General features: G+C 61.5%; 15 protein-coding genes. 12 read left to right on the top strand and 3 right to left on the bottom strand.

The window, feature by feature from the left end; translation table 11 throughout:
- Positions 1-161: 161 nt before the first annotated feature.
- The 3 genes from V5E97_RS16920 to V5E97_RS16910 all read left to right on the top strand — a co-directional run bounded on the left by V5E97_RS16920 (position 162) and on the right by V5E97_RS16910 (position 5,460).
- Positions 162-2,588 (top strand): TolC family protein, encoded by a 2,427-nt coding sequence (locus V5E97_RS16920; RefSeq protein WP_406700472.1) that lies wholly within the window; start codon positions 162-164, stop codon positions 2,586-2,588.
- 115 nt (positions 2,589-2,703) lie between these two features.
- Entirely contained in the window at positions 2,704-4,110 is a 1,407-nt protein-coding gene (locus V5E97_RS16915) for an efflux RND transporter periplasmic adaptor subunit (RefSeq protein ID WP_406700471.1), read from the top strand.
- Positions 4,111-4,179: 69 nt separating this feature from the next.
- Entirely contained in the window at positions 4,180-5,460 is a 1,281-nt protein-coding gene (locus V5E97_RS16910) for an ABC transporter permease (protein ID WP_406700470.1), read from the top strand.
- 34 nt (positions 5,461-5,494) lie between these two features.
- Here V5E97_RS16910 and V5E97_RS16905 read toward each other — a convergent pair whose 3' ends face one another.
- Entirely contained in the window at positions 5,495-7,636 is a 2,142-nt protein-coding gene (locus tag V5E97_RS16905) for a DUF1549 domain-containing protein (RefSeq protein ID WP_406700469.1), read from the bottom strand.
- Between the two features lie 3 nt (positions 7,637-7,639).
- A complete protein-coding gene (locus V5E97_RS16900) occupies positions 7,640-8,653 on the bottom strand; it encodes a hypothetical protein (RefSeq protein WP_406700468.1) in 1,014 nt (337 codons plus the stop codon).
- Positions 8,654-9,109: 456 nt separating this feature from the next.
- Between V5E97_RS16900 and V5E97_RS16895 the strand changes: the two genes are divergently transcribed.
- The 7 genes from V5E97_RS16895 (at position 9,110) to V5E97_RS16865 (ending at position 20,718) form a co-directional block, all read left to right on the top strand.
- The gene (locus tag V5E97_RS16895) at positions 9,110-10,660 is read left to right on the top strand and encodes an ATP-binding protein (protein ID WP_406700467.1); all 1,551 of its coding nucleotides are present in this window, start codon (positions 9,110-9,112) and stop codon (positions 10,658-10,660) included.
- The gene (locus V5E97_RS16890) at positions 10,617-11,288 is read left to right on the top strand and encodes a response regulator transcription factor (protein WP_406700466.1); all 672 of its coding nucleotides are present in this window, start codon (positions 10,617-10,619) and stop codon (positions 11,286-11,288) included. The genes V5E97_RS16895 and V5E97_RS16890 overlap by 44 nt, the downstream gene beginning before the upstream one ends.
- A gap of 547 nt (positions 11,289-11,835) precedes the next feature.
- Positions 11,836-13,422: a DmsC/YnfH family molybdoenzyme membrane anchor subunit gene (locus V5E97_RS16885; RefSeq protein WP_406700465.1), complete on the top strand. Its 1,587-nt coding sequence runs from the start codon at positions 11,836-11,838 to the stop codon at positions 13,420-13,422.
- Entirely contained in the window at positions 13,419-15,710 is a 2,292-nt protein-coding gene (locus V5E97_RS16880) for a molybdopterin oxidoreductase family protein (protein ID WP_406700464.1), read from the top strand. The genes V5E97_RS16885 and V5E97_RS16880 overlap by 4 nt, the downstream gene beginning before the upstream one ends.
- A gap of 67 nt (positions 15,711-15,777) precedes the next feature.
- On the top strand, positions 15,778-17,151 hold the full coding sequence (locus tag V5E97_RS16875) for an MFS transporter (protein ID WP_406700463.1): 1,374 nt from the start codon (positions 15,778-15,780) through the stop codon (positions 17,149-17,151).
- Between the two features lie 85 nt (positions 17,152-17,236).
- Positions 17,237-19,105 (top strand): NirA family protein, encoded by a 1,869-nt coding sequence (locus tag V5E97_RS16870; RefSeq protein ID WP_406700462.1) that lies wholly within the window; start codon positions 17,237-17,239, stop codon positions 19,103-19,105.
- 14 nt (positions 19,106-19,119) lie between these two features.
- The gene (locus tag V5E97_RS16865) at positions 19,120-20,718 is read left to right on the top strand and encodes a sulfite reductase subunit alpha (RefSeq protein WP_406700461.1); all 1,599 of its coding nucleotides are present in this window, start codon (positions 19,120-19,122) and stop codon (positions 20,716-20,718) included.
- Positions 20,719-20,945: 227 nt separating this feature from the next.
- Here the strand turns inward: V5E97_RS16865 and V5E97_RS16860 are convergent, their stop codons facing one another.
- Entirely contained in the window at positions 20,946-22,064 is a 1,119-nt protein-coding gene (locus V5E97_RS16860) for an amidohydrolase family protein (protein WP_406700460.1), read from the bottom strand.
- Positions 22,065-22,547: 483 nt separating this feature from the next.
- Here V5E97_RS16860 and V5E97_RS16855 point away from each other — a divergent pair, with 483 nt between their 5' ends.
- Positions 22,548-23,741 (top strand): hypothetical protein, encoded by a 1,194-nt coding sequence (locus V5E97_RS16855; RefSeq protein ID WP_406700459.1) that lies wholly within the window; start codon positions 22,548-22,550, stop codon positions 23,739-23,741.
- A gap of 70 nt (positions 23,742-23,811) precedes the next feature.
- Positions 23,812-25,113 (top strand): Gfo/Idh/MocA family protein, encoded by a 1,302-nt coding sequence (locus tag V5E97_RS16850; RefSeq protein ID WP_406700458.1) that lies wholly within the window; start codon positions 23,812-23,814, stop codon positions 25,111-25,113.
- The last annotated feature ends 103 nt before the right edge of the window (positions 25,114-25,216 follow it).

Here is a 25,216-nt window from a genome sequence, read left to right as displayed (position 1 = left end):
TCTCGAAACCGGCGGCCGGCGCAAGGTTGTCCGCGACGAAATTGCGAGAAGTTTCGGTTGCCGTTCATCTGACAACTGTTATAGTGGTTAAACAATCCCCGGGGACAGTTGTCGAATGGCCAAGGAAGGCCGTTCGGAATCGCTTGCGAGGAATCGCGTCCATGCCGGCTCAGGATGAGCGAGGGCGGCGTTTGCGGCATGTTTGCCGGATGGCAACGGTCGGGGCCCTGCTTCTTATGACCATCGGTTGCACTCGGCGTTACTACCGTGACTTCGCCGACCGGGACACGTACCGGATCGTGGAGGATCGGCTGACCGACTGGCGATGGGACCTGCCGCCCCGACCTGTCGAAGCCAATCCGAAGTCTCGCATTGGTGATATCTACGACCCGAACCACGAGCCGATTCCGCTGGATGATCCCGGGGCCCGCCCCTACCAGATCACGGCAGGACGACACTTCGAGTTTCTTGGTCAGAAGAAACGGGGTTGGGCGCCCGTCGAGAATCTGGATTGGATGAGTGGCATTCCTCGCGACGATGAAGGTGCCCTGGTACTCAGCGGCCCCTCGGCGATGCAGATCGCGCTGGCGAATAGCCGCGAATACCAGAGCAATATTGAAGATGTCTACCTGAAGGCACTCTCATTGACTCTGGTTCGATTCACCTTCTTTCCTCAGTTTTTCAGTGGTCAGACCACTCAGTATCGCCACTTCGGTGCCAACGCCAACGATAGTAATCAGCTTCAACTTCTGGCTCAGGACAGCCTGAACTGGACCTTTTATTCCGGTGCTCAACTCCTGGTCAACTTCGCCAATAACCTGATTTTCGAGTACAACGGCAAAGGGTTCCAGTCCGTCAACTCGGGGCTCGCCATCAGCCTGACCCAACCCCTTTTGCAGGGAGCCTGGGCGCGGAATTTCACACAGCCGTTGTCGCTGGTCGAGCGCCAGACGCTCTACACGATCCGCGAGTTCGCGGCGTTTCGCCGCCTCTTTTACGTGAACGTGGTGTCGGACTACTTGAACCTCATGGCCACGCTCCAGCAAGTCCGCAACACGCAATACCAGGTCGACCAACTGAAACATAGTCTCGAGGAGCAGGAAGCGCTGGTGAAAGCCGGCCTGGTCGACCCGTTGCAACGCGATACCGTGGCACAGAACTACCAGCAAAGCCGCTCGGGCCTGCTCGGGCAGGAGGCCAACTACCAGACAGCGCTCGATTCCTACCGAGTCAATCGGCTCGGCCTTCCCCCCGATTTTCCGGTGAAGCTTGATGAGTCACTGCTGAAGAAGTTCGAGTTGAACGACCCTCGGCTCGACTCGTTGCGCAAGGACAACGAAGCCCTCTACCTCCAGTTGCTCCAGCACGACGGGCCTCCCTCCCAAGCCATCATGAGCGACGCCACCAATCGCTTGCTCGGCGATTTCGAGGTACTTCACGAAGTCGCCCTCATGGTAGGTAAGGAGATCGAGCAGTGGCAAACACGAATTGAGGCGCAGAAGGGGCGCGTGGGGGCCGGTCCCGGACCGCTCGAGCAAGATGAACTTGCCAGCTATCAGAAAGAAGTCGAACTCTCGAAAAAGCTTCTTCTGGCGTACAACCTTTCACGTGATGCGCTGACGAAGAGCCGCGAGGACACAAAAGCGTTTCTGGATAGCATCGATAAGGCCGACCCCGAAGTCGCGTGGACCCGACTTCGCCAAGGACTTGTGAGTGGCGAATTCCGCGCCAGAATGACCGAACAGCTTGTGATCCAGAGCCAGGTGCGCGTTTATTTGATCGAAGTGAACGAGGTCGATCTGACGCTCGAACAGGCGATTTCCGTGGCGCTGGCCAATCGGCTCGACCTGATGAATAGCCTGGCGCAGGTGACCGACTCCTGGCGTATGATCGAGTACAATGGCAACCAACTTCTGGCCGGCCTCAACGTCTTCTACAATGGTGATCTTCGTTCCGACCCGAAAAGCCTGGGCCTGATCCGGTTCGACGCCCATGATAGCCAGCACATCGTTGGGCTCCGTTTCAATGCGCCGATTGTTCGGCGACAGCAGCGGAATCTCTATCGGGCCGAACAGATTGGCTATCAACGGGCTCGGCGGGCCTACATGCTGAACCACGACACGATCGTTCAGCAAATCCGCCTCGACATGCGTCTGTTGAATCTGAACCGGCAACAGTTCGAGATCAGCCGCGACGCCCTCCTGATCGCAGCCCGTCAGGTGGATCAGGCCGAATTCAACGCTCGGACAAGCCAGGGGGCCAGCTCGGGCCAGGGACAGACGGTGGGAACGCTCCTGGTGAGTGCTCAACAAGCGTTGGTGACGAACAAGAATAGCTTGATTGGAAATTGGGTCTCTTACGAGATCGCGCGGATGACGCTCTTTAAAGATTTTGATGTCATGAATATTGATGCCCAGGGGGTCTGGACCAATGACAACAGCATTCCAGCCTTCAACGGAGGACCCGTTCCTACCACTCCTGACCCCGTCGGAGCCCCGGTCGAAGCCCTCCTCCCCGCCCCCGCGACGCCCGCGGCTTCGCTCCCTCCTTCTCCACCCGATTCGGCGAGCCCGTTCGCTGTGCCGTAAAGCGCCGGCCCGACTCCTGGTTCTGTTGACGGGCGCGGCGGCGGTCGCGGGGGTCGGGTACTTTGGACTGGTCCCGAGTTGGGGGGGGCCATCGAACCAAGACAAGCCGCTTTCCGTGCCCGTCACCCGAGGCACCTTGCGGATCGTCGTCACCGAGCGGGGCAACCTTGAGAGCGTGAAGACGGTCGACGGAATCTGCGAGTTGGGGGGCGCCCAGAATAAGATCATTCAACTCACCCCTGAAGGAAACCGGGTCGAGAAGGGAGAAATCGTCTGCCGGTTCGACTCGGCCGAGATCGACAAGAATATTGCCCAGCAGGAAATCAAGTCGAAGCAAGCCGCAGCCAAGATCGAGACGAGCCGGCAAGAGGTTGAGATCGCCAAGAACAAGGGAGAAAGCGAGATCATCGCGGCCACCGTCGAACTCCAACTCGGCGAGCTCGACCTGGAGATGTACCAGAAGGGGACTTACATCTTCGAGACCGACGAGATCAAGGGGGACATCGGGCTCAAGGCCAAGAAGGTGGAGGAGTCGAAGAACAAGCTTGAGCAGTTCCAGAGCCTCCTCAAGAAAGGGTTCAAAAGTCCCAGCGATGTCCGCGCCGCCCAGAGCGAACTCGACGGTGACGAGCTCACCCTCAAAGGGGCCAAGGCGAAGCTCATGGTCAAGGAGAAGTACGAGTACAAACGTAAGTCGACTGAGTTCAAGTCGAAGGTCGACCAGTCGCGTAAGAAAGTCGCGCAGGCCACGGCTACGGAAAAGGCTTCGGTTGCCAAGGCGGACAGCGAGTATGAGTCGGCCAAAGCCACCTTCACGATCGAGGATCAGCAGCTCAAGGAATATCTGAGCCAGAAGTCAAAGACGATCATCAAAGCCGACCAATCCGGCATCGTTGCTTATGCGAATGAGGCGTGGTACGACTCCAGTCGACAGGTGCGCGAGGGGGCGACGGTCTACTCGAGGCAGAAGATTTTCAGCCTTCCCGACCTCTCGTCCATGCAGGTCAAGGTAAGTATCCACGAGTCACTGATCAAGAAGATCAAGCCGGGCCAGAGCGCGGAGATCCGGGTTGACGCCTTTCCCAACGTGGTCATCGTCGGCAAGGTCAAAACCGTATCCCAACTGGCCGACTCCAACCAAAGCTGGATGAGTGGTGGAGTCAAGGAATACAGCACCGTCGTGGCGATCGAAACGATGCCCAAAGAGGAGCTCCGCCCGGGAATGACCGCCGAGGTAAAAATACTCGTTGGAGAGCTGCCGGGTGTCGTGCTTGTGCCCGTTCAGGCTGTGGCCATGCATAAAGGGAAATTTTATGCGTTTGTTGTCAACGCGGGTGGAGTCAAGCGTCAGGAGGTCAAGGCAGGAGAGACGAACGAGTTTCAGATGCAGGTCTTATCCGGCCTGAAGGAAGGGGACTCGGTTGCCCTCGATGCTCGCTCACGCGTCGATGAGGAGTTCAAGGACGAGGAGAAGGACGAACTGACCAAGCCCGACTCCAAGGCGCCTCAATCCTCGAAATGACCATTCTGTCGCCGCCAATGAAATGCATGACATGCTGACTTGCCGATTTAAAACTCGCGGTGCCCTTCCATGAGCAAGATCTGGAATATTATCCGTCTTGCGGTCCGAAATCTGGGACTGCACAAGCTCCGGGTCTTGCTGACGGCCCTTGGTTTGATCTTCGGTGTCTCGTCGGTGATCGCCATGCTGGCGATCGCCGAAGGCGCGAGCGCCGAGGCACAAAAGCAACTGGCCGAACTCGGCGCGACCAATGTCATTTTGCGGAGCATCAAGCCGGTCGACGATATCAATCCCTCAAAGCAATCCAATGACAGTTTTGTCTTCAATTATGGGCTGACGAATCAAGACTTCGAGCGGATCATGAACACGATCCCGACAGTCGTCGGGGCGACCCCACTCCGCGAATTCCACAAGAACGTCCGCTATCTCGAGCGGGAGCTTGAAGGGCGGATCGTGGGGGCCAATCCCGACTGCTTGAAAATTACCGGACAGAAGCTGGCCAAGGGGCGATTCTTGACGGACCTGGATATGAGCCTGGCCGCGAACGTGGCGGTGATTGGCTCCGAGGTGTCCCAGAAGCTCTTTCCGTTCGGTGACCCGCTCGGAAAGGCTGTGCGGTTGGGAGAGAGCCACTACTATCGGATCATCGGAGTGACCGGCCACAAGGCCCCCTCGGGCGGCACAGGTAGTAGCCTCGCCGCACAGGACCTGAATAAGGATGTGTATATCCCTCTGACAACCGACCGCGCTCGCTTTGGTGAGGTCCTCATGGGCGAGAAGCAGGGGCAGTTCTCGGCCGAGCGGATCGAACTTAGCCAGATTACCGTGACCGTCCGGGGGATGGATGACGTGAAGGTCACCGCCTCCGCCCTGGAAAGCATGCTTCGTCAGTTCCATCCCAGGGTGGACTACAGCATCACGGTCCCCCTGGAACTTCTCGAGAAAGCCGAGGCGACCAAGCGAATCTTCAACCTGGTGCTGGGATCGATCGCGGGGATCTCCTTGATCGTCGGCGGGATCGGCATCATGAACATCATGCTCGCAACCGTCTCGGAGCGCACTCGAGAGATCGGCATCCGTCGCGCCCTGGGAGCCAAACGGCGCGACATCGTCCTTCAATTCCTGATTGAGACGGTGGTCATCTCGGCCTCGGGCGGAGGAATCGGAGTCATCCTAGGGATCGCCGTTCCCCCGCTGGTCTCTCATTTCTCAGGCGTCCCGGCCGTGATCCGCCCCGAGTCACCCATCATCGCGTTCATGATCGCCGTGGTGATCGGCGTCATCTTCGGTGTCTATCCCGCCAGGCGCGCCGCGATGATGGACCCGGTCGAGGCACTCCGTTCCGAGTAGTTCATGAAAGCATGAAATCTTCTTGCCTAGTCTTTCAGTCATTCTGTGTGAATTCCGCGGACAGGATCAGGGCCCAGACGAAATCCTCCAGCGAGTCGGTCCGGCCCGCCTCACCTCCCGCCGCGATCTCCCGCTTCCAGTGGGTTCGCTCGCCGTCGGTCGGCTCGCGGCCCAGCGCGATGCGGTAAAATTCCACCACGATTTCCGGATCTGATCGCCCCTCACGGAGCAATCGATGTAACCGGCCGTCCGGAGCGGCGATCTTGCCATTGAGCCAGGTTCCATTGATCGCATGCAGCGCAAGCGCCAGCGAGCCCGACGCCCCTGGGGTTGTCGCACACCCTGATTCTCGCGGGCAGCGGCCCAGCAGGTCCAGAGTCGTCGACGGGACACGCGAGTCACCCAGTGAGCCGGCCGTCGTGCCGACCGGGAGGTTCCCAAGGGGCTCAGCGACACCCGTCACCCGGGTCACGGCGTCGACGAGCACGTGTGGGGGGAGCGGGCGAGCCAGGGCATGGGAATAGAATTGGTCGTCGGGAATCCGGCCTGGATTCGCCCCCGACTCTCGCCGGTACGCTTCCGAGGCCATGATCGTCCGGATCACGTGCTTCGTATCGAAATCAGATGCGATGAAGTCGCGGGCCAGTTCGTTCAGGAGGGCCGGGTGCGTCGCGGGGTTGGTCGTGCGATGATCATCCACCGGCTCCACCAATCCACGCCCCATGAGCTCGCGCCAGATCCGGTTGACGACGGAGCGGGCGAGGTACGGGTTCTTCGAGGCCGTCAGCCATTGTGCGAACGCCTCGCGCGGATCCACCTCGCCCTTGAGGAAGCGATCGCCGGGGATCCGGGGGGCGGCTGCCAGGCCGGTCCCAGGGTGGATGACTTCTCCTCGAGGCCGCAGGCGAACCTCGCGGCCATGATCCAGACGGGCGAAGATCGCAGCCAGGCCGTGATAATCGTCCTGGGTCCAGCGGTCGAGTGGATGGTCGTGGCAATTCGCACACTGCAATCGCACGCCCAGGAACACCTGACTGACGAACTCAGCCTGAGACCGGGCGTCTCCCGGAACGCGGCTGAAGTTTGCCGGCCCGACCTGGTCGCCATCCCCGAGCGCCAGAACGAGCTCTCGCACCATGCGATCCAGCGGCGTGTTACGGACGATCTGGTCACGGATCCAGGTGTGAAACGCGGTTGCCCCGGCCGTTCCCAGTCGACCCGACTCGATCCGTAACAGGTCACCCCACTTGTAAGCCCAGTGATCGACAAACTCGGGGTTGGCCAGGAGTTGATCGACAAGCCGGGCGAGTTTGCCTGGTGACCGGTCGGCCAGGAAGTCATCAACCTCTTTTGGGGTCGGCAACTGTCCGGTTAGATCCAGCCGAATCCGCCGGAGGACGCTGGCGTCGTCGGCGCGAGGCGTCTGATCGAGTCCGAGCTCCTCCAGCGTCCGGTTGATGTGATCGTCGATGAAGTTCGCTCGCAGCCGTTGGACCACTCGTGCAGGGGCGTCCGCCAGTGGGACCGTGACGGTTGCGCAGCCGACCGCGCCCAGGAAACGGACCATGATCGCTGCCCGACCGCGCCGAAGGACTGTGACCTCTCCGAGTGGCGAGCACTGGACCGCGGTGGGGTCGGCCGGCGTGTAGACGGCCCAGCGAGTCACGTCTTCCGTGGTGCCGTCCTCGAAACTGGCGATCACGTTGAGGGGGACGGATTGTCCGGTTGCCGGCAATGTCGTCGCAGCGGGCTCGACTCGCAGGCTTCGAGGCGATCCCCCGGCGCCGCGGAGGGCTCCTCCCGCGATCCAATCGCGGACGATGCGATATCCCTCGCCGCCACGAGCGAGGCGAGTCCCCCCTTCATGGTCGAGGTTACCGGTTGCCTTGCGAAGGGCAAGACTTCGTTCGGGTCGAGACGTGTTTACACGACGGCCTTCGAATTCTTGAACCAGGCTCTCGTGGTCGACATCCGGGTCATAGCCGAGCAGTGAGAGCCGGAATCCGCCGCGTCCGAGAGCCGCTCCGTGGCACGACCCGGCGTTGCAGCCCGCCTTGGTCAGCACGGGGATTACCCGGGTTGCGAAGTCCGGTGGGCTTACGGCGTGGGCGACGTTGCCAAAACCGAGCACGGCCACCAGCCCGATCCATGAAGAACGCCATCGACGCGGTTCCATAATTCAGTCCTTGGCCATCGCTTTCAAAGCATTCTTGGCCGCTTCAGTTCCATATCCGAGCTCGATCACCAGCTTGCTGTATTGGGCAAGCTCAGATTTCTTACGGGGATCGTCGCCCGCCCACCGCGCCATCTCCTTTGCGGTTTGGTCGACCTGACTCTGCTCCGCTTTGAGTTGGATCAGTTGGCGCATCAGGCGTTGCAATTCCGGGTCGCGGGTCCCATTCCCGATGTCCGGGAGTGATCGGCCGCCGATCGGGGCAGGGGGAGGCGTCCCTTCAAGCCGGGCGATCCGAGCACGAGCCTCATTCAGTGCTTCGGTCAAGGCAGCGACCTTCTCCTCGAGGGCTCCGATCCGGTCGGGTGCAGGTCGGCTTCTTTCTTGCTTGGACTCGGCAGGGCGTGCGGCCTCGGGCCGGCTCATCATCCGGCCTGTGCCCACCTCCGCCTTGATAGCGTCCATTGAAGGGGCCGCTTTTCCCAGCAGTTTGGCGATCGGGGCGAGGACTTTGGGGGCATCGGTCTCGTTGGGTTGCACGATCGCGAAATTGGCGACCACGTTCCCCTCGTTCGCGACCAGAATGGTCAAGGTCACGTTCCGATTGAGCCCGTAGTTGCCCGGGCCCTCGATTCCACCAGGTGCAATAGCGACAGGGATTTTGAGGTTCAGAGACTTCTTGGCGCGTTCAAGGAACTGCTCGGCCTGCGCTGGATCGGCTGCCAGCCAGATGATCTGAGAAGTCAGTCCCAAGTCGGCCCACTTCGCCCCGAAGTGGTCGATGGGACGGATCAGTTGGAGGGCAGGGCGGGTGATCTCATGAACGAAGACGAGCACCGTCGGCCGACCCGCATTCGGCCCCGGGATCTCGACTTCGCGTCCAGCCTGCGGACCCGAGAAGGCCGTGGCTTTGAACGTTGTCAGTTTCTCGCCTACCTGAGGGCCTGAGAAAACCGGATCGTCGGCCAGCGCAGTCAAGGCCCCCAGCAGACACCACACACCGACCACCCAGCGCGTCATCAGCTAAGTCCCCCATGGTCTCAAATGATCATCGCTCTTGGAATCTTCAATCTGATTACCAAAACGGTCCCTGATTGGCAACGAACAGGCCGCTGCTCGGGCGTCATCGTACAGAAGATTGGTGCGACTCGAGGCAAGCCCGAACGGCCGGACCGGCCGAACTTCTGGAGTTGACGGACACACCCCAAAGGGATCGATTGTGCGTAAAGCTTCGCTGAAACCGTTTCTCCCGACGTCAACGCGATCGGCCATGGCATCATCATCGGCCTCACAATCCCCAAATTGTGATACGACAGATCCAACCTGAGTTGAGGGTGCCGCGGCTTGGATGACGAGACCAGTCGCCAGGTAGCATTGGGCGCGATCAGGTCTGGCCGTAATGATTCCGCGGAGTTATATGCATGGGCAATCCGGAGCGGAAGTCAGCTTTCCCACACGACAGAGAGGCATATTTCTATGGGGCAGCGGGACGATGCTCGTGAGCAGGACGCCTTCGAGGACCCCGCGGGCCGGCTCAGCCGCCGTTATTGGTCGACTCTGGCGATTGTGGCTCTGCTCTTGGTTTTCAGCCAGGTGGTGGTCCAACCACCAACCTTGAGGCTCCTGACCGATGCCCCGACGATCAACGTCGCGGGAAGACAGCGAATGCTCAGCCAGCGGATCGCCAAGGCGGGCCTGGCCATGAACGGAGCGGCCGAGGAGGGCGAACGGGCGAGGAGACGCGACGAACTGATCAGGACGCTCGCGCTCTGGACGGAGTCGCACGACCGGTTGCTCCGAGGAGAGTCCTCGGGGCCGGTCGATCCCCGTCATGGCGTGAAGCTTCGAATGGCCTTTGCGCAGATCCAGCCGTTCTTCGAGAGGATGCGTGACACAGCCATGAGCCTGCTGGTCGATAACCGTCCCGCGGCCCTGTCGGGGCTGCTGGCGGCCGAGACCGAATACCTTCCGAGGATGGACCGGATCGTTGGGTTGTTCGAGCACGAGGCTCAGGCGCACGTCAACCGGTTGAGTCGAGTCGGCTGGGGGGTGACCGCCCTGACCCTGCTCGTGCTGGCCGGGATCGGTCGGTTCGTCCTCAAGCCTGCGACCGACCTGATTGGGCGACAGGTCAGCGAACTTCGCGAGTCACGCGACGAATTGGAAAAGCGAGTCCGCTTACGGACCACGGAGCTCCAGCAACTCAATCACGACCTCGCGCGCGAAGTCGCCGAACGCGTACGGGCCGAGGAGCGGCAACGCATCGCGGTCGAGCAGTTCAGCCACGTCGCCCGCACAACGACGGTCGGTGAGATGGCCAGCGGCCTGGCCCACGAGTTGAACCAGCCCCTCGGCGCGATTGCCAACTACACAGAAGGGTGCCTCGTGGCCCTTGGCCAACCGAACCCTGAGCTCGGCGAGATCAAGGCCGTACTGGAAAGAATTCTTGCCACGACCCTCCGTGCCGGTGCGATCGTTCAACGGATCCGAAAGTTTGTGACTCGCCATGAATCCAACGTTCGCGAGCCCATCGACCCCAACCAGCTTGTTTTGGAGGTCGAGGAATTCCTCCGCGATGAGGTCCGCCGCCGCGGAATGCCCCTCTCGCTTGACCTGGCACGCGACTTGCCAAGTTCCTGGGGCGATTCGGTGCAGATCCAGCAGGTCCTGGTAAACCTTCTTCGCAACGCACTTGACGCCCTCTCCGTTTCCCAAAGCCTTGAACCGAAAGTGGTTATTACCACCAGGCCAGTTGCAAACGGGGGCGTCGAGTTTCAGGTTGAGGACAACGGAGAGGGGATCTCCCAGGATCGTCTCGATCGGGTTTTTGACGCATATTTCAGCACGCGTGCCGAAGGCATGGGCATGGGTTTGGCCATCAGCCGGACGATTGTTGAGGCGCATCATGGTCGAATCCGTGTCGAATCCGAGCCAGGAGTTCGCACCACCTTCCGGTTCACATTGCCAGCCCCGGATACCGCGGATGATGGAGAACGACAAGGCGATCGGCGTGAAGGCGGAGCGTGAGCCGACGGTCTACATCGTGGACGATGATCTCGACATGCGGGACTCGCTTCAATGGCTGATGAAGACGGTGGGCCTTCGAGCCGAGGTCTTCCCCTCGGCATCGTCGTTCCTCGCAAGTTTCAAAACGGGGGGGGCCGGCTGCCTTGTATTCGACGTCCGAATGCCGGGAACGGGTGGCCTGGATCTTTACGAAGAACTGGTGGCGCGAGGCGAAGGGATGCCCGTCATCTTCATCACGGCATTTGCCGATGTGCCGATGGCGATCCGCGCGATGAAGTCGGGGGCGATCGAGTTCGTCGAGAAGCCTTTCAATCGCCAATCGCTGCTCGACCGGGTCCAGCGCGCGATCAAGAACGACGTCGAGCGTCTCCGCCAGAAGGCGGATCGCGATGCGGCCCTGCGGCGTTTCCGTCTCCTGACGGACAAGGAGCGTGAGGTCCTTGCCCTGATCAAGGAAGGTCAACCCAACAAGGCAATCTCGGCCGCCCTCGGCATCACGCCCCGAGCCGTCGAGATGCGCCGGGCTGGTCTCATGAAGAAGCTGGGGGCACGCAACCTCGCCGAGCTGTTCCGGCTCTCGATCGAGGCCGAGTCTGCGACGGATAAAAACCTTGGGGATGACCGCTAACTGGTTCATCGAGCCAATCCTCAAGATCACTGCGAGGCCAAACCGCGCTTCGCTCTCTCGATTTGCCCAACACCCGGCGCACGGCTGTGCTGGCCGTGCGCCGGGTGTCGTTGGAGCATTGCACGGCCGGCCCACCCCGGCTCAGGTCGTGCCGTATGGACCTCGAAGCGCCTGGAAACTCCCCCGGGTGATACCCGTCGGCCCACAAATCGCCTGCCTGCCCTGATAGCATTTCAGCACAAAAAACAAACAGGGTGCTTCGCCTCCCCCTCGGGACCGCCCTTCCGCTCGCTTCGGTTTCCCGAAGTGAGGGTGTCGCTGGACCGAAGCCAAGCCGTCCTTTTTTGTGGAAATCGGGGGATTGCCAAGAATGGCACGCAGTCCTGGTACGGACTCTGCTTTAAGGGGGATCGCCAATGACGACAGGCCGCCGGTCTCTCCCCCAGCGGCTCGTTTTCGGAGGCGACGGACCTGATGGACGGTCCTGCTCGGTGCAATCTGGCTGCGTTTTCCCAAAAAAATGCGCGGTACGGGAGAGCCTTCCGAAATGAGTACGGTCGTAACCCCCTCGCCAGAGACGCGTGGCAAGTTGACCCTGATCGACGCGATGCTTGACGAGCAGGGCGACTTGACGGCCGTCGACCGTTTCACGCAGTTTCACGAAGGTGAGAAGAGTCCCCTCCAGGGGGGCCTGTACTCGTCGCTCCTGCCGGTCCGAGCCCCGGGGCCGGGGCAGCAGTACGCCTTCGAGGTCGATCTCGATCGTTGCTCAGGCTGCAAGGCGTGTGTTGCGGCCTGCCACTCGATGAACGGGCTGGACGAATTCGAGGCCTGGCGCGAGGTTGGCCTGATTGTCGGGGCGATCGCGGGGCTGCCGGTCTTGCAGCACGTCACCTCGGCCTGTCACCACTGTCTCGACCCCGCTTGTCTGTCCGCCTGCCCCGTCGATGCCTACGAAAAAGACCCGGTGACGGGGATCGTGAAGCACCTCGACGACCAGTGCTTCGGTTGCCAGTACTGCACCTTGGCCTGTCCGTATGACGTCCCCAAATTCCATGCGAAAAAGGGGATCGTCCGGAAATGCGACATGTGTTCCGACCGGCTCGAGGTGGGCGAGGCACCTGCCTGCGCTCAGGCTTGTCCGCATGAGGCTATCAAGATTCGTGTGATCGACCGCGAGGAGGCGGTGGCGGTAGCCGAGTCGAACTCGTTCCTCGCAACCGCGCCGGCCGCCGATTATACGATGCCGACGACTCGCTACCTTTCGAGTCGCCCCGCACCAGGGCCGGTGCGGGCAGGCGACTACTTCCGCAACGAGCCGGAGCACGCTCACCTCCCACTTGTCGTGATGCTCGTACTGACCCAGGCTTCGGCCGGTGGATATCTGTTTGAGGCAGTATCCAGGGCAATGGGTGGCGACGTGACAACCACGCTCCCCTGGCTGAGCCTGGTCGTCGGCCTCGTCGGGATCCACGCGAGCCTGCTCCATCTGGGTCGACCACTCTACGCTTACCGGGCGCTCATCGGCCTTCGTCACTCGTGGCTGAGCCGTGAAGTGGCGGCGTTCGGGCTCTTTGCGAACGTTGCCCTCGGACACGCGGCGGCTTTATGGTTCCAGCCCCGCTGGCTCGGTCTGTCGGCAGCCGCAGCGGCGGCCACGGGGCTCCTGGCGGTCTTCTGCTCGGTCATGGTCTATCACGTTGTCCGCCGACCGTTCTGGCGAGGGGGCCGTTGCGCGGCGAAGTTCTTCGGCACTTCGATTGTTCTCGGCCTGGCCGGAGCATTCGCAACCTCGGGCGGCGCCCCGCGACTGGCCATCGCGCTGACCATTGCCACTGGATTGAAGCTGGCCCTTGAGGGGGCAATTTTGAGGCACTTGCGTGACCCGCAGATGACTTCACTGCGTCGCACCGCCTTGCTTCTCCGCGGGCCACTCTCGCGAGTCGCTGCATTGAGGCTGGGGCTTGGGCTGGCGGGAGGGGCCATCGTGCCCCTTGTGTTCGCGACCGTTGCGGTGCCGGAAGCCGCGGCCTGGGTGGCGTTAGCGGCGGTGCTTGGCGGTGAGCTGGCGGAGCGTTACCTCTTCTTCGCGGCGGTGGTTCGGCCCAAGATGCCAGGAGGGTTGGCCTCGTGACAGCGACCTCTACGATCCTCAACAAGCTCCGCTCGATCGTCCGGGCACGTGACGGGATCCTGACCCAGGAGTTACTCCGCACCCCTGGTAAGTTCGGCCTCGGCCAGGTGCCGGCCCTCAAGGCCCCCGACGCGACGACGGGAGTGGTTTGCGGGTATTGCTCGACGGGATGCGGCCTCACCGTTCACTTGCGCGAAGGGGAGGCCGTGAACCTCAGCCCCTCGGCCGACTACCCGGTGAACCTCGGCATGGCTTGCCCCAAGGGGTGGGAAGCACTCACTGTCCTCGAGGCTGACGACCGGGCGACAACTCCGCTCCTCCGTGACGATGACGGTGTCCGACGGCCGGTCGACTGGCACACCGCGATGAACACGTTCGCCACCCGGATCAAGGCGATTCAGGCCGAACACGGAAACGACTCGGTCGCGTACCTCAGCACGGGACAGATCGCGACGGAGGAGATGGCACTCCTGGGCGCCGTGGCCAAGTTTGGAATGGGGATGATGCATGGCGACGGCAACACTCGCCAGTGCATGGCCTCGGCCGTCGTCGCCTATAAGCAGGCGTTCGGGTTCGATGCTCCGCCGTATACCTATCAAGACTTCGAGGAATCTGACTGCATAGTCCTCGTCGGCTCGAACCTCTGCATCGCGCACCCGATCATGTGGGAGCGCGTGATGAAGAATCGGAACGCGCCTGAGATCATCGTCATCGACCCGCGCCGTACTGAGACTGCCGTGAATGCCACCCTGCACCTGCCGGTGCGGCCGAAGACTGATCTCGTTCTGTTCTACGGTCTGGCCAACCTGATGATCGAAAAGGGTTGGGTCGACCGTTCGTTCGTCGAGGCCCACACCTCGGACTTCGAGGACTACGCCCGGTTCGTTCGGCGATTCGGCCTGCTCTCGGTTGCTTACGAGACAGGCCTGGAGGCCCGTCAGATCGAGCACCTCGCCGACCTGATCCGCCGCAAGAAACGAGTCTCATTCTGGTGGACAATGGGGGTCAACCAGAGCCACGAGGGCGTCCGCACCGCGCAGGCGATCATCAACCTCGCACTCTTGACCGGCAACATCGGACGGCCGGGGACCGGGGCGAACTCGATCACCGGACAGTGTAACGCGATGGGCTCAAGGCTCTTTTCCAATACGACGAGCCTGCTTGGCGGCCACGACTTCGCCAACCCGTCGCATCGGTCCAAGGTCGCGAACGTGCTGGAGATTCCTGAAGACCGGATCCCGAGCCAGGCCGGTTGGTCCTACGACCGGATCGTCGAGGGAATCCGCGAAGGGAAGATTCGAGGACTCTGGGTCATCGCCACCAACCCGGCACACTCCTGGATTCACCAGAACGATTTCCGCGAATTGCTCGGGCAACTCGACTTCCTGGTGGTGCAGGACATGTACGACTCAACGGAAACGGCCCTGGCCGCCGACCTCCTGCTCCCCGCCGCCGGCTGGGGAGAGAAGGAGGGGACGTTTATCAACTCCGAGCGCCGGGTTGGCCTGATCAAAAAGGTGCGGCGGGCTCCGGGCCAGGCACTTTCAGACTTTCACATCTTCAAGTTAGCGGCCCATTATTACGGTTGTGATGAGATGTTCCAACGCTGGGAGTCTCCTGAATCCATCTTTCAACTTCTCAAGGAACTCTCGGCGGGCCAGCCCTGCGACTTCACGGGAGTCCGTGATTACCGGTCACTCGACGAGGCGCGGGGGATCCAATGGCCGTACCCCGAGGGTTCAAGCAACCTCTCGTCGCAACGCAGGCTGTTCGCCGACGGCCGGTTCTATCACCCTGACGGCCGGGCCCGGTTCGTCTTCGAGAACCCGCGGCCGATGGGCGAATCGCCCGATGATGAGTACCCGTTCATGCTTCTCACCGGCCGTGGCAGTGCCTCGCAGTGGCACACTCAGACGCGCACGGCGAAGTCGGGCGTGCTCCGGAAACTCTACCCGGCGGAACTCCATGCCGAGATCCACCCGGCGGATGCTCGGTGGCTTGGGATCGGGCCCGGTCAGGCCATGATCGTCGAGTCACGCCGGGGTCGGGTGCATGCCAAGGCATTCGTCACGCCGACGGTACCCCGGGGTCAGGTGTTCCTCCCGATGCACGACCCCGCGACCAACGCCTTGACTTATGCCGATTTCGACCCGAACTCGCGTCAGCCCGCCTACAAAGGGTGCGCGGTGCGAATCAGGCCCGAAGGGCCGGGCGACGCCCCCGAGGACGTGCGGCCGGGTAAGCCGATACGGGCCGTGAAGCTCGGGAATGAGCGATCCAGGGCCTGACAAAGGCTAAGTGTCAATTGTCATTAATCGTTCGATAACTTGCGAGCCAGTTGAATCGGAGTCCAGTATGCGACAAGACGGCAAGGCGACGCGGATCCACTTGTTCGACGTGACGACGCCGTCGATGCGGGCGTTCCACATGTCGTGGTTCGCGTTCTTCCTCTGCTTCTTCGCGTGGTTCGGGATCGCCCCGCAGATGGCGGCCGTCCGGGCCGAGATGGGGCTGACGAAGGATCAGATTGGCTGGCTGATTATCGGTTCGGTGGCGATCACGGTAATCTCCCGACTCATTTGCGGTGAGCTTTGCGATCGGATCGGGCCGCGGCTCACGTACACCTGGCTCTTGGTCCTCGGCAGCTTGCCGGTCATGGGGATTGGTCTCGCGCACAACTTCCCGACGTTTCTGGCCTTTCGGGTGGCGATTGGCGCCATCGGGGCCGGGTTCGTGATCACGCAATATCATACGTCGGTCATGTTCGCCCCGAACTGTATCGGCACGGCCAACGCAACGACCGCCGGCTGGGGCAACATGGGGGGCGGGGTGACTCAGTTCACGATGCCAATGCTGGCCGCATTCTTCGCCGTAACGCTCGGTCTCGGTGATTATTGGGGCTGGCGTGGCTCGATGTTCGTCGCCGGCCTGGTCTGCATGTTGACCGGAGTCTTCTACTACTTCCTGACTCAGGACACGCCCCTCGGCAATTTCTCCGAGCTTCGTGCTTCCGGCCGCATGGCGCCGGCCGGAGCGTCGAAGGGGGCATTTCTACGGACCGCTCGCGACCCCAGGGTCTGGGTGCTCTTCGTCTTGTACGCGGCCTGCTTCGGCGTCGAGCTGACGATGGACGGAGTCGCCCACCTTTATTATCACGATCACTTCGGCCTATCGGCAAAAGCGGCTGGATTCGCCGCCGGCTCCCTGGGACTGTTGCACCTCTTCGCACGGACGCTCGGTGGTTATATCAGCGACCGCTTGGGTGGTCGCTGGGGTTTGAAGGCACGCGTCCACTGGCTCTTCGCCGCCCTCTTGCTCGAGGGTCTCGGCCTGATGCTCTTCTCGAGGATGTCAACGGTGACGTTGGCGATCCCGGTGATGCTCGGATTTGGCCTATTCATGAAGATGGCTGAAGGCGCAACGTATGCGGTTGTCCCATTCGTCAATAAGAAAGCACTTGGCTCCGTATCAGGGATCGTCGGGGCGGGGGGAAATGTCGGGGCCGTCGCCGCGGGCTTCATGTTCAAAGGGGCGATTGCGTGGCCGACCGCACTCTTTGTTCTGGGTGCGACGGTTTCGGTCGGATCCTTCTTGGCCTTCGTTATCCAGTTCTCCACCGAAACAGAGATCGAGGCCGCCCGCGAGTGCGCCGAGGCCGAGGGCCAACGTCAGCAACTGGCAGGAGTGAAACTCGAACCCGAGCCCTCGCTCGCTGGCGCCGTGGCTTGAATGAGGCGGCGACCGACCGACGTTCGCCAAGAAAATAACCGCATAATCACGACCGATCCGGGAGAAAAAGAGGGGGAGACCGTCGATGTCGGAAAGCAATCAGAGTCACGGCCTGACCGAAGTACAGAAGACTTTCCTTCAGGGCTTCGCGATGGGGACAGACGTGGCCCGAGCCGTACGCGGCCTGCCCATTCTCTCAGGAAGTGCCGGCGCGCCTGGGGCTGTGGTCGCCCTTGGTCCGAAGGGAGTCGCGGTGGAGCCGCCGGCGCCGGAGCGGTTGCAGTTCGAGGCACAGGACCGGGCCACCGCCGGGGGGAAGTCACTCTGTAAAGAAGAGGCGGCCAAGCGGTCCAAAGATCCGTTGACCATGTACGACGAGATTCAGGCGAACGCACGCGCGGGGGCTTTTCCCAAAGATACGGATGTTTTTCTGTACAAATATTCTGGCCTTTTCTTTGTAGCCCCGGCACAGAAAGCGTTCATGTGCCGCTTGCGACTGCCCGGCGGGGAGATCAAGTCGTGGCAGTTCCGGGGCGTGGCCGGAATCGCACGTGAGCTGGGCGGTGGGTATGCCGACGTGACGACGCGGGCGAACCTTCAGGTCCGCGAAATCGGCCCCAACGACGCCCCGGCCGTACTGACCGCGCTCACCGACCTGGGAATCGTGGCCCGAGGTTCGGGGGCGGACAACATCCGGAACGTGACCGCCAGTCCCACAAGCGGCGTTGACCCGCAAGAATTGATCGAAACGTTACCGCTCGCCAAGGAGATGCACCACTATATCCTCAACCATCGCGAGATGTACGGGTTGCCAAGGAAGTTCAACATCGCGTTTGACGGCGGCGGCCTGATCTCGAGCCTCGACGATACCAACGACATTGGCTTCAAGGCCGTCAACGTCCGGGAAGATTCGGTCGCAGACAAGGTCGCACCGGGAGTTTATTTCCGACTGACCCTTGGCGGGATCACCGGCCATAAGGATTTCGCCCGCGATACCGGAGTTTTGATCCGGCCTGAGGAATGCGTTCCCGTCGCCGCCGCGATCGTCCGCGTCTTTATTCAGTCGGGCAACCGGACTGACCGTAAGAAAGCGCGATTGAAGTATGTGCTCGACGAGTGGGGCTTCGACAAATTCCTCGCCGAAGTCGAGAGAGAGTTAGGATCAACACTGAGGAAAGTCTCCAGCAGTCGATGTGACCCGCCGGTACGCGACGACCGTTGGGGACACGTCGGCGTTCATTCCCAGAAGCAGCGGGGGCAGTTCTACGTCGGCGTCGTCCTGCCGGTCGGTCGGATGTCGGCCGATCAGATGGACGGACTTGCCAAAATTGCCGACCGGTTCGGGAACGGCACGATCCGCCTTACCGTCTGGCAGAATCTCCTGATCACCAACGTCAAGGAGGGGGACCTCGACGCGGTGAAATCAGCGATCGAGGAACTTGGCCTTGGCTGGGACGCGTCAAGCGTTCGGAGTGGCCTGGTCGCCTGTACGGGCAACGCCGGATGCAAGTTCGCGGCGTCCGACACCAAGCAACACGCATTGATTCTGGCCCAATACCTCGAAGCGCGGGTGGAGCTCGACCAACCGATCAACATCCACCTGACCGGCTGTCACCACTCTTGCGCCCAGCACTATATCGGGGACATTGGCCTGGAAGCGACGAAGGTGGAGGTCGGTGACGACCTGGTCGAGGGCTATCACCTCTGCGTCGGTGGCGGTTACGGGGCCGAGCAAGGGGTCGGCCGTCGCTTGCTCGACGCGGTACCTTTCGACGCGATCCCGGCAGCCGTCGAACGCCTTTTGCAAGCCTATTTGATTCACCGCACGCCCGACGAGTCGTTCTCGTCGTTCGCCCGCCGGCAGCCGCTGGAAGTCCTTCGCACAGCCGGCGACCTCACTGAAGTGGCTTTCCACGGATCGATCACGCCGGAACTCACCTTCCAAACCGCCTGACGGATGGACGAACCATGAGCATCGCGATCCTGCCCGAGACGGCCCCTTTCAACTCCGAACAACGCGCCTGGCTCAACGGATTTCTCGCCGGCTGGCTCGGACTCAACGGCGAAACTCCAAGCCCTATCCCAGGGATTGCCGAAGCCGGGTCGCTCGCCCCATCCCCATCCATCGCCGAACCGGCGCCGGAACCGTGGCACGACCCCACCCTCTCGATCGGCGAGCGACTGGAACTCTCCGAAGGAGAACCCCTCGCCCGCCGCTTGATGTCCGCAACGGCCCAACTCGATTGCGGGGCCTGCGGCTATCTCTGCCGCACCTACGCCGAGGCCCTCGCGGATGGCTCAGAGAGTTGTCTCACACTCTGCTCGCCGGGCGGAACGGAAACCTCGAAAACCCTCAAGCGATTGCTCAAGCAGCAACCCGGGGGCGGTACGATGAGCCCGCCCGTTTCGGCCGCACACGGCAACCGGGTCAGTTCCCTTGAGGAAAAAGCGTGGTCGCGTGAGCATCCGTATAACGCTCGGATTGTGTCGACGACGCCTTTGAACCAGCAGGGCTCGGAGAAGGAAACGCGTCATGTCGAGCTCGAGCTCGGTGACGACGGCCCGACCTATTCCGTCGGCGATTCGCTGGGAGTATACCCGAAGAACTGCGAGGCATTGGCCGAAGAAGTGATCACGGCTCTCGGCTCGAGCGGCGACGAGCCGGTCGAATTGAGCGATGGGGCCAAGGTCCCGCTCGCGACCGCGCTCCGGGAGCACTGTTGCCTCAACGAGGTCACGGAGAAGTTCTTGATCCTCCTCGCCGACCAGGCGACTGATGCCGGAGAGTCGGCCCGACTCCGAGAATTGGCCGAGGATGACGGTCCGATCGCCGGCTCCGACGTTCTCGATGTCCTGAGAAGCTTCCCCTCCGCCAGGCTCGCCCCCTCGCCATTCGTCGCATCACTCTCGCGGCTCAAACCAAGGCTCTACTCGATCTCCAGCTCGCCCAGGCGTCACAGTGACCAGGTTCATCTCACGGTCCGACGGGTCGCCTACGAGCACAACGGCCGTGTCCGTAAGGGGGTCGCATCGACGATGCTCGCCGATCGGGTCTCGCCCGGGGCATCGGTGCGCGTGTTCGTTCAACCGTCGCATGGGTTCTCACTTCCCGCCGATCCCTCGGCGGCCATGATCATGATCGGGCCGGGGACCGGCATCGCGCCGTTCCGGGCCTTCCTCCACGAGCGCGACGTGACCGGCGCCTCCGGCAAGAACTGGCTCTTCTTTGGCGATCAGCGGAGTGAGTTCGACTTTCTCTACGAAGCGGAACTTTCCTCGTTGCAAAGCCGCGGCGTTCTCACCCGGCTTGAAACGGCCTTCAGCCGCGACCAGAGAAACAAGATCTACGTCCAGGATCGGATCGTCGAGCATGGCGAGGAGCTCTACCGCTGGATCAACGAAGGCGCTTACCTCTATGTCTGCGGCGACGCAAAGCGAATGGCGGCTGATGTCGACCACGCCCTCCGTGAAGTCATCCGAGCCCACGGCCGGCTCGACGCAGAAGGCGCCAAGGCGTACATCGCCCGTCTGTCGTCGGAAAAGCGGTACCGCAAAGACATTTACTGACAATCGACGATTGACCCCCTCAATCCCAAGCTGGTTTGTACGGTTCAGTCGGCTCGCCAGAGACTTGACCGACCGACGAGGCATATTGCTGTGAAAAGTTGTGCCTGTTTCGTCGAAACTAATGGCGGGAGAGAGGAGCGGAGGGTATTGAGCCTCCGCTCCGTGAGCGATCGCGCGGCTCGTAGCCCCGCATTCTCGGCTTGAGTGGCATTTCCTGGAGGATTCGGTCAAACGGCGGGTTTTAGACCGAAGAGCAGGCGTTCGGCATTTTTGACGTACAGTTTTTCGAGGACCTCCTTCGGGAGAAAAAGGCCGTAGATCATCCATGAGCCTTGCGGGTGATGGCCGGCCGACGCGTCGAAATACTCATCGTCGGTCTCCAAGAACCGGTAATACATCCGGTAGGCGGCTCGGTTCGGCGTGGTGTCGGTGCCGAACATCACCCGGTCCTGGTACTTCAGCATGAACCGCCTTGCTGAGTAAGGCTGACGGCCCAGTTCGTTGATGCGAGCGTCAATGTCAACGTACATGTTTGGGTATGTTTCGAGCCACCGGCTGAGCTCGGCAAGATCCTCGGCGTCGTTTGCCATGTGGGCGCAAATAAAGGTCGTGTTCGGGTGGCGAGCAATCACCCGGTTGCGCTGGGCGTGAAGGTCGGCACGCTTCGGATATCCGTCGCCGGCGAAGAGCCAGCCGGGGTGGTCGTTCAGTTCGTGCCAGCGCTCATTGAAACGGTCGAGGGGAGTGAAAAAGGCGCCAGGATCGCCGGTGTGGATCTCGACGGGGCGTTTGTAGCGAGCGCAGACCTCCCAGATGGGGTCGAGCTTCGGGTCATCGACGGGGATCAAGCGCCCCTGTTTGTCGCGGACTCCCAGCCCGAGAGACTTGTGGAATTTCAGCCCCTTGGCCCCGGCTTCAAAGCTTTGCTCCAGTCGCTTCACCTCGCGGTCGGACCAGCCTGTGTCATCGATGCCCTCGAAGTCGATCAGGGCATAGGTGAGGAATCGTCCTGGATGAGCTTCGTCAAGGGCGGCGAGGGTTTCTCGGAGCCGTTGTTCCCAGCCGCCGTCAAGGTTCACAACGGTGCGGACTCCGGCCGCATCCATCTCGGCGAGGTAGCCCGCGACCCGTTCGGGCGTGAGAAACTTTCTACCGCCCCCGAGATGGTTATGAACGTCGATGAGCGGAAAGGCCGGCCGAGGCACCTCGGTTGCTCGGGTGATTAACATCGACCGAGGCTTCCAATCTCGAAGCTTGAGCTCCTTGATGTCATCGGCCCCCAAGGCTTCTGTCAGCAGCGGTGCGAACAACGATAATGCAAGCAGCCAAGGGACGAAACGCGACATGACGAGTCCTCCAGGCAGAGGGACCTGGGTGATCCCTGTAACGATCCAGTGACAGCCGCTCTCATGTTGTCGCGTCTTTCAAAAGGGATGCAAGACCCAGGTGGCGGCCCCGGCCCATTCGGTCTCACGCCCTGGAGATGTAGCCGACAACGTTTCATCCAAAGGGTAGACGCCATCATGATCCGTCGGCTCGTCGATTTTGCCTTGATAATCGGTTGTTAAACATTAACATGGAGAGCTACCGACTCGCCCTGATCCCACTGATCGATCCACGGGAACCCGTTTGCGCCAAGGTGGTTTTCGGTATTCAAACCAACGATTGCTGACTTATGGGCTTTGCTGAATCGAGAGTGAGCCAAGATTTTGAGAGTCGAGCCTTGCCGTTCGCGGTCAATGTTGAAAGTGTGTCAATAAGCTCAATCAAGCTCGATGCGATGCGCCGGCCGATGACGACCTGATTCCGATTCCACGGGAGCGTTTGAGATGTTTCACATCATCGTCCTGGCCGGTCTTCTGATGGCCCAGCCCGAGGAGACTGCCTCCGTTGGCCACTGGGAGAACGGCCCTCCCTCCGGCCCGAACGACTTTCCGATCGCCGTCTGGCTCCAGGACCCGAAGTACGCCGGCCGATATAAGCAGGCCGGCATCAACCTCTATGTCGGACTCTGGCGGGGACCCACCGAGGCCCAACTCGCTGCGTTGAAGGACGCGGGGATGAGCGTCATCTGTTCTCAGAACAAGGTTGGGCTCGCACACAAGAAGGACAAGACGATCGTCGGTTGGATGCACGGCGACGAGCCTGACAACGCTCAACTCATCACCGATCCAGAGTCCGGTCGCCGCTCCTACGGCGGGCCGGTACCGCCCTCGCGAATCCTCGAAGATTACGAAAGGCTTCGCGCCACTGACCCATCCCGGCCGATCCTGCTGAACCTGGGGCAGGGGGTTGCCAATGATGATTGGAAGGGGAGAGGCCGAGGAGCGAGGCTCGACGACTACCTCACTTACGTCAAAGGGGGCGATATCGTCTCTTTCGACGTCTATCCGGTCGCAGGTCTCGACCGCCCAGATGGCGCGGACTACCTCTGGTACGTCGCCAAAGGAATCGATCGGCTCCTCAAGTGGTCCGAGGGGCGAAGGATCGTCTGGAACTGCATCGAAAGCAGCCGGATCAGCAACGAGAAGGCCAAGATCACGCCTCACCAGGTCCGGGCTGAAGTCTGGATGGCCCTTGTCCACGGGTCTCGGGGCCTGATTTATTTCGTCCACCAGTTCAAGCCGAGCTTCAACGACCACGCGCTCCTGGACGATCCCGAACTGCTTACCGCTGTCACCGCAATCAATCGACAGATCCTTGAACTGGCCCCCGCGCTCAATCGCCCCACCATAGAAGATGGCGCCTTGGTCGTGTCCAGCAACGAGCAAGTACCCATCGATGTGATGGTCAAACGCCACAGCGGTTCGACTTACGTCTTCGCCGTCGGCATGCGCAACGCACAGACGCGTGGCTCCTTCACCGTCCGCGACCTACCCGCTCAGGCTGAGGCCGAAGTGCTGGGCGAAGACAGACACCTGACGCTCAAGGACGGCCGGTTCGAGGACGAGTTCCAACCGTACGACGTGCACTTATACAAAATCCGTTCCCAAGGGCCGGACCAATCCACGCCCGTTCCCTGATCAAAAAACGGACAAAGCGTTAAATCTGCAATGATCGAAAATCGCTCGGCTCATCACTCAGGAGATCGAAATGACTCCGAAAATGCCACGCCGCGTTTTTCTCGAAGATTGTTCTCGCGCCGTCGGTGGAGCGGTCGGGCTCGCGACGCTTGCTGCTCCGTCGGCCAAGGCTGCCCCCGCGGAGCGGGTCAATGTGGCTGTCATGGGGATCAGGGGACGGGGCCGTAGTCTGGCCCTGGGCTTCTCCGGCATGCCGGATGCCCGGGTCACCTACCTCTGTGACGTGGACGAACGCCTGCTTGGACCACTCGCCAAGGAGGTCTCCGTCCGGCAGTCGTCCGAACCGAAGCTGGTCGGTGACGTCCGCCGGGCGCTCGAAGATCCGTCGGTCGATGCGCTGGTGGTCGCCACGCCCGATCACTGGCATGCGCTGGCCACGATCTGGGCCTGTCAGCATGGAAAGCATGTTTATGTCGAGAAGCCAGCCTCGCAGAACGTGTGGGAGGGGCGGAGGATGGTCGACGCAGCGCGCAAGTACGGCCGCGTCGTTCAGGTGGGAACCCAGTCCCGCAGCGCACCCCATTATCGCGAGCTCATCGAATATGTTCGCTCTGGCAAGCTCGGCGACGTCCACATGGCCAAAGCGTGGAACAGTCAGGTCCGTCCCAGTATCGGCCACAAGCCCGATGGTGATGTGCCGGCCGGCGTTGATTACGATATGTGGCTCGGGCCGGCGCCGCGGCGACCGTTCAACGCCAACCGGTTCCATTCAGCCTGGCACTGGAATTGGGACTTTGGCACCGGTGACATGGGGAATGACGGCGTCCACGACCTGGACATCGCCCGCTGGGGCCTCGGAGTCGAGACGCCGGCGGCCATCCACTGCGCCGGGGGCAAATGGGCGCATGACGACGACCAGCAAGTGCCCGACACCCAGGTCGTCACCTTCACCTTTCCCGACGTGAAGGCCATCCTGGTCTACGAACAGCGGCTCTGGTCTCCCTACGTGCAAGAAGGCTACGAGAATGGCGTCGCCTTCTACGGGACGAAGGGATATCTCCTTGCCGGACGAGCAGGGTGGAAGCTCATCGGGGCCGGCAACAAGCCAATGCCAACCTCGTCACACCCCTTCTCCGACGAGCCGCACCGGCGCGATTTTCTCGACCGGATCAAGTCAGGCGGGCGGCCGAACGCCGACATTGAGGAAGGGCACCACTCCGCTGTGCTGGCCCATCTGGGTAATATTGCCTATCGAGTCGGCCGGGCACTGACCTACGACGGTCGTGCCGAGACGATTCTCCACGATGACGAAGCCGCTCGCCTGCTCCGACGCGATTACCGCTCGCCGTTCGAGGTGCCCTCACAGGTCTGACTCATCGCCCTCGAGAACGCGGGATCGAATCGATCCGTCCGCGGCTTGGGATCCGGGAGCGATCGAGATCGCGTTCCAGGGCGCTCGCCTGATCGGAAAAAAA

The organism is Singulisphaera photorubra (assembly GCF_045290345.1).
In the GTDB taxonomy this organism is placed as follows: domain Bacteria; phylum Planctomycetota; class Planctomycetia; order Isosphaerales; family Isosphaeraceae; genus Singulisphaera.
This window is presented reverse-complemented; position numbering and strand designations above follow the sequence as displayed.